The 6,187-nt window shown below is 43.7% G+C and carries 5 protein-coding genes and 1 rRNA gene; 3 read left to right on the forward strand and 3 right to left on the reverse strand.

Annotated elements, in window-relative coordinates:
* Positions 1 to 143 precede the first annotated feature (143 nt).
* A complete protein-coding gene (locus QUB30_RS24100) occupies positions 144 to 2,747 on the reverse strand; it encodes a dynamin family protein (RefSeq protein ID WP_333338551.1) in 2,604 nt (867 codons plus the stop codon).
* Positions 2,748 to 2,830: 83 nt separating this feature from the next.
* On the opposite strand from QUB30_RS24100, the gene QUB30_RS24105 reads away from it, so the two are divergent.
* A complete protein-coding gene (locus tag QUB30_RS24105; protein ID WP_333338553.1) occupies positions 2,831 to 4,093 on the forward strand; it encodes a hypothetical protein in 1,263 nt (420 codons plus the stop codon).
* Positions 4,094 to 4,368: 275 nt separating this feature from the next.
* A complete protein-coding gene (locus QUB30_RS24110; protein ID WP_445300540.1) occupies positions 4,369 to 4,497 on the forward strand; it encodes a hypothetical protein in 129 nt (42 codons plus the stop codon).
* A gap of 178 nt (positions 4,498 to 4,675) precedes the next feature.
* Here the strand turns inward: QUB30_RS24110 and QUB30_RS24115 are convergent, their stop codons facing one another.
* The gene (locus QUB30_RS24115; protein ID WP_333338556.1) at positions 4,676 to 5,476 is read right to left on the reverse strand and encodes a hypothetical protein; all 801 of its coding nucleotides are present in this window, start codon (positions 5,474 to 5,476) and stop codon (positions 4,676 to 4,678) included.
* Positions 5,477 to 5,599: 123 nt separating this feature from the next.
* Between QUB30_RS24115 and QUB30_RS24120 the strand changes: the two genes are divergently transcribed.
* A complete protein-coding gene (locus tag QUB30_RS24120; protein ID WP_333338559.1) occupies positions 5,600 to 5,725 on the forward strand; it encodes a hypothetical protein in 126 nt (41 codons plus the stop codon).
* Positions 5,726 to 5,964: 239 nt separating this feature from the next.
* On the opposite strand, the gene rrf is transcribed toward QUB30_RS24120, so the two are convergent.
* Positions 5,965 to 6,082: ribosomal RNA gene (rrf, locus tag QUB30_RS24125) — 5S ribosomal RNA — on the reverse strand.
* Between the last annotated feature and the right edge of the window lie 105 nt (positions 6,083 to 6,187).

Genomic DNA, 6,187 nt, shown 5'->3' on the forward strand with positions numbered 1-6,187 from the left:
TTTTTGCGCTTACCTTTTATATCAAATCCGGTAGCATCGCAATTAATATTACCCACACTCAGGAGACGGCATTGCCGTGTCCCTACAATTAATCGGGGTAGGGAAACGGCACTGCCGTGTCCTCCGTATCATGTCTCATTGAATTAGCGATCGCTTTGATTTAAGATTGTTTCAATTTGACTCTGTACTTGTTCTAGTTCCCGACGTTTGTCAGCCAGCCAAACCTTTTCGGCTTCGCATTCTGCTTGATTTTGGCGATCGCGATTTTCCTGCTGTTCTAATAAATTCTCCCACAGCGAGATAGCTTTTGACATCACACCATTACTCGCCTCAATTCGCTTCTCGAATAATGCAATAATTCTTTGTTGTATCTTATCAAAAATAGACTGTGAAGATTCATCGAAATTCTCAAACCCTAACTCACAAACTTTTTCCTTGATTTGAGCTTTAACGGCGTCGCCATCTAAGAAACTCAAGCCCAAACCTCCACCAGCACCCGCAGCTAAGCCACCCAAAATAACTCCAATAAAACCAAGCCCTGTAAAAAACAGCAACGCAGCACCGACGGCGGCACCAATCCCTAAACCGCCCATGAATCCGCCATCTTCTATCTCACCAATTGATTCAGCAATCCCGCTTCCACTTGTACCCATCCCGCCCAAATTACCTGCCATCGCCAAATTATTAAATTGACTGACAAGGTTACTACTCAGTTGCTTATCGAACTTTTGAAACTCCTGCCGAATTGCATAAATGTCTTCATCAACTTGACTATTTAAAGCTCCCATATTCTGTTGAAAAATAGACTGTACTTTTTGAGTAGCCCAATCTTCTATTTCTTGGGTGATATCTCCCACAAATTGATCTGAATAATCTTTAGTCAACTCTTTTTGACTCCACATATGCGAATGCTCGGAAGTCCAGCGATCGCTTTTTTCAATCAGGCGTTGTCCCAATCCTTCCACCCATTCATTCCAAGATTCAATAGCTTCTTGTACAGATTGCTCCATCAATTCATCCGCTAAAAGTTTGATTTTCACATCGCGGCCGCTTACTTCCGCTATTTGTTCAAAAATCTTCGCCTTATCTCCTTCAGAAACTGTCAACTTTCCTTCTAGCATTTCCCTATATTGAGTCAATTCATCGCAGCCAGTATTAATAATTTGCTTCATTCCAGATGCCGACTGCTGAAGTGCGATCGCCCCCCGTTCAACTGTCAAAAAATGCTCAACCGACTTTGTAAAACCCTGAAAAGCTTTGAGGTAATCGTCATTTTCATTTCCTGCTAAAATCGCATCCAATGCTGATTGAGCAGAAATAAAATGACTGCGGTTTTCCCCGGCAATAATTGGATTGGCCGCATTAACAATCGTTTCTACCCTTTTTATTACCTGAGTTCTACTCTCTTCTCGGCGCAGCAAATCGAAAAAGTTAACTACAATAAAAATATTACTTGCGCCTTGATCGTTCCCATAATCCAGTTCTTTTTTTAAGTAGAAAAGCAGTTCCCGCTCTTTCTCCGTTAAAGCATTTTGAGCATGAGTCAAGAAAATCACTGCATCAGCAGTTTTTAGAACTTGCTGAGTTACCGCTGTGCGTTCCGCTTGTTCGTTTAATCCGGGAGAATCAATAATTTCTACCCCATTGCGGCACAACTCTAATTCGGGATGCTCGAAAACAATTTCTTTAATTTCCGAATTGATTATCTCATCTTCGCAAGAACCCAAAGCCGCCTCTTCCGAAATTGAAGCTTTCTCTTGATATTGTGCCGGTGGAATTTCTTCCTCCCGTCCATCTTTGTAGCGACAAATAACCCGGCGCTGCGAACCATATTTCAAAATAGTCACACTTCCGCTACAGGGAATATCCCGCACCGGTTGGATTTCTTCGCCGAGTAACGCATTGAGTAAAGTTGATTTGCCTTTACTAAACTCGCCCACAACAGCCACGCGGAAACGCTGAGATTGCAAGTTGCGAGATATTTTTGTTAATTCTTCTGTTAAAGTACGAGAAAAGACGCTGCGCTCGCTTCCATCTAGCAGAGTTAAATGTAGTGTGCCACAAACTGTATCCAGTTGTTTTCGATACTCCTGAAATTTTTTCAACTCCTGATAGGACGAAACAGAATGCTTTTGATTGGTTTGTTGTTTGGGTTTTTCTGGTAAATATTCGATCGTGTGACTAGCAGCACGGACAAACAAAGAATCGAGAGATTGAAATCGTGCGGGATCTAGTAACGAGTGGACTTCTGCTAAAGCTGCTGTATCGCTTATTGCTTGACTGCTAAAACTCGCTTCCAAAACTGCCAAGTATCGAGAGTCAATTTCCAGTGTGTTACCGATAAGTATCAAATACTCTTTTTCGCGATCGTCCATTGTCCCATCTGCCGCCGACATCTGATATCCAAAACTAATTAACAGCAGTTTTTCCTCCTCGGAAAAGCACGATGTCAGGGCCAGCAATTCGTGCATTTTTTTGTAAATTTCCTGATATCGCACGGCCTTAACCATCGGCTTTACCAATTGGCGCAAACTGTTGTTAGCGGGGATGAGTGCCGTCATAGTTGTACTCAGTCGCTGCGTTTCCTCAGCGCCAACCGTACCGTCGGCATAGATAACTCCCACCAACACCGTCACCAGCCCCGCCAGGAAAAGCATCGGCGGAGAAATATCTTCTTTTCGGAGTTTTTGCCGTGTCAGCAGCGAAATAAGCTCAACGGTTTGGGGACTAATTAACGAAGTATTCATTTGTAGCGCCTAATAATATTTCTTTTATTAAATGGATCATAATAGATCAGTTGTTCTGTGAGATGCTAGCAGGGTAAAAATTTATGATGAACTTTGTATTTCCCGCAGCGGTGCAGGCTGCGATCGAGGCTGGCAAGTACGTACAAGTTTTTACATCTGCCGGAGTGCCGATCGGCATGGCGAGGGATGCAGCAACGGGACAGTTTGCGGCCCATGCCGTTGGCGCGGTGGTCAACAACAGCCCCCTATCGCCGTTAGTGTCTCCCGTGCAGCTTGCAATGGGAGGCTTGCAGATGTACCAAAACCACATGGGCTTTCAAGCCGTCCAAGCCAGTTTGGGCGTGCTGCAAGCGACAACAGCCGTCATTGGTGTGGGAGTTGCGGCTGGGGTAGCTTTGTCTGCGGTGAATTTGCACCAGACATTGCAACTAAAAAAAGCGGTTGCGAGGCTGGAAGTTAAAGTAGAAAATGGTTTCATCAATTTAGAACAACTTTTGAAAGGTCAAGGCGCGGAAATTAAGCAATTAATTTCCGAAGTGGCTGCAGATATAAAATTTGAGAACCATCGCCTAGTCTTAGTGCGGGCTTACGGGTTATTTAATCAAGCGATTCAACGAATGCGATCGGCTTTGCAAGTTCAAGATATCAACCGCCGCAATGCTGAAATTGATGCAGCGCGTGGGATGTTGTTTGAGGCTTTAGCAGATTACAGAAATCCGCATTTATTAGAAGAAACTTGTGCGGCGGGACAGTTGCGTCGGTTAGAGTGCAGTTGGGCGATCGAGCAAAGTATTATCGGCACGTATCAGGTGCAAAATGAATTTGGTGCTGCGGGCGATCGGCTTTCTCAACTTCAACAACAAATCCGTCAAGATGGCTTAACAGTAATTGCTGGCTGCGATTCTGACGACGAACTCGATTTTCTATTCCCAGAAATCACGCGAATTCACAATCACGATTTAGCTGCCTTAGACATTTGGCTTAATCAGATTGAATGGACTAAAGCTTTGCCCGAAAGTGAGCTAAAACAGTTACAGAGTAAAGATTTTACTAATGCAAACTTTTCATCAAGCGGTGATCGAAAATCAGCAACAACAGCTTCAGCAATACCGGATGAACAGTTATTTTATGAAAATTTGCGGCCTAAGTCTCATTTTTATTCTCTTCGGACTCAACTGGAATTAATGCTCGCTCCGCAGCAGCGTCAAGAGTACGAAGATTATATCCTTGAGCAAGGGCAAATAGCTGGTCATAAAAGTTTAGTATCGTCGAACTTGGAAAAAGCGTCTGATTTTGCTGTTGCTAATCTGTTTTACTATTTCAGAGTCCGAGATAAATCGGAATAGAAATCAGAATTAGATTCTGATAAAACTACAACTGATACCACCACTCCTACCGTTTTTGCAGAATATTCCCCAATTGGTAAGGTTAAGCAGCAAATATATGAAAAAGTCAAAGCGATTGTTGCCACTCAGCTAGAAGTTGATGCAAGTGAAGTTACACTCAATACTAAGTTTACCGAGGGGTAAAACAATCATATTATAACGCTAACCCTGGTAATTCTTGGTGGTCAATATTGTCAAATGGTTGTAGTAGTGGTGGTTATGGTGGTGGATTAGACGTGGATAAAGTAGAGGTAATCATGGCGATCGAGGAGGAATTTGATATTGAAATTCTAGATAAAGCTGCGGAGAACATAGAAACAGTTCAACAGGCTGTTGATTACATTTACAAAAAAGTTGCTGTTTAAAAGCAAAGACAGTAACGGGGTAATAACTATTAGACAACAAAAGTGCGATCGATCTTATATTCATCAAATACAAGAGAGCGATCGCCCATTCTCTAATTTTTCCTAATCTTACTCTGTGGTTTTTTTCTCAGCGCCTCTGCGATGAATTCATTGATTTATATCAGGTTGAACCGCTAACTTAATCCCACCAATACACCACAACAGGCGGCGGATTTTCATATCCCCCATAACCAATAAAAACAGAGGCACGATCGCGATCCATCACTTGCACATCATCCGCCATCCAAGTTTTCCCAAAATCCACCAGCGGGTAAACACAATCATCATCCCTACTCCAAATATAAAGCGTATCAGCGTGCCAGCGATCCTCCAAATCTCGAAGCAGTAAACCCAAATTACTATAAAGCCTACCGCTATTTTCATTCTCCGCAATCAGCGGCAGCATCATAAAATTCAGCCACAAATCTCTGTTGAGATATAAATCTGTTAATATCGGTTCCGGGTCGAAATTATTCCAGCGTCCCCCTTGCAGCATCAGCGCTTCCATCAACTGCTGAGGCGTGCATTCTGCGACAGGTAGCGACCAATCTAACCGGGGTGCAGGTGCATTTTGTCGAAGTTTCTCACCTCTACCGGGTCGTCTTTCTTGAAGAGTTTTGCGACGTTGATTGCGCGGTTGAGCTTCAAAAATCCAAACCCCCCGCGAGTAACTTTTGGGAGCACCAACAGCCGGCAAAGGTTCGGGAATTTCATTAAATCCTGCCAGCAAACGCTGATATCCGTCTACTTCATCAAATGTCACCCAGTGCGATCGCCAGACGCACTCCAAAACAAAACCAATTGTAACGCTAGGAGTGCGATCGCCATCCATCAGGGCGATCGACCAATCATCGCTATCCTCAAACCGAGACAGCCAGTGCGAGGCTGCCTCCCATTTAGCCAGCAAGTCTCCTTCTGGAGATTTCCGCATTTCCTTCATAAGTCGCACTCTCTCTGACGGAGTGAACATTTTAGGTTAGCCACGAATTTAAATAGTTAATTTGTAGCACAATTATTTCACTACCGACTCGCTGCTGTCGCAAACTAATCTCCGATCGGCTCAGTGAAAGCAGATTCGTGGGCGATCGCTTTACTTTTTCTCAAAGATGAATTTTTCCAAGCCCGAGTCTTGAGTAAAATAATTGTCAAATTAGCTGTCTTGGGAAGTGCGATCGAGCCTTACAAATAGCTTCAAATCTTTCTCATCAGTTGCTGAAAGCTCAAACATTTACTAAGATCCCCGGAGAGTAGATCAAAGCCCAAGAAATGGATAGAGCATCTCAAATTTTCCACGGAAGCATTGAGCTACTCAACCAGATTTAATCAGCTTACTTATTTGCACCCAAAGACCAACTCAAACCATCAGAATAAAAACCAGAAAGCCCCGGTCTGGCGAGCAGAAAGAGGCTTTGTTTTGGAGAATAGAATCCCAGGCATCGAGCTATTTTCTCAGGCAGTGACCCACCAAATATCTTCGCCACCGCAGCGTTTAACAACCGAGTTCGGGATGGGTTCGGAGTGGTGCCACTGCGTCATAGACACCTAGAAAAGCTGTAAGGGAGAAAAACCCTGAAGACTGCACAGAATTAAGTCATCAATCACCATCGGTCAATAGAGGTCAAGCCCTCGGTCTATTAGTACGCCTCAGCTT

It is taken from the genome of Microcoleus sp. BROC3 (assembly GCF_036702515.1).
Classification (GTDB): Bacteria; Cyanobacteriota; Cyanobacteriia; order Cyanobacteriales; family Microcoleaceae; genus Microcoleus.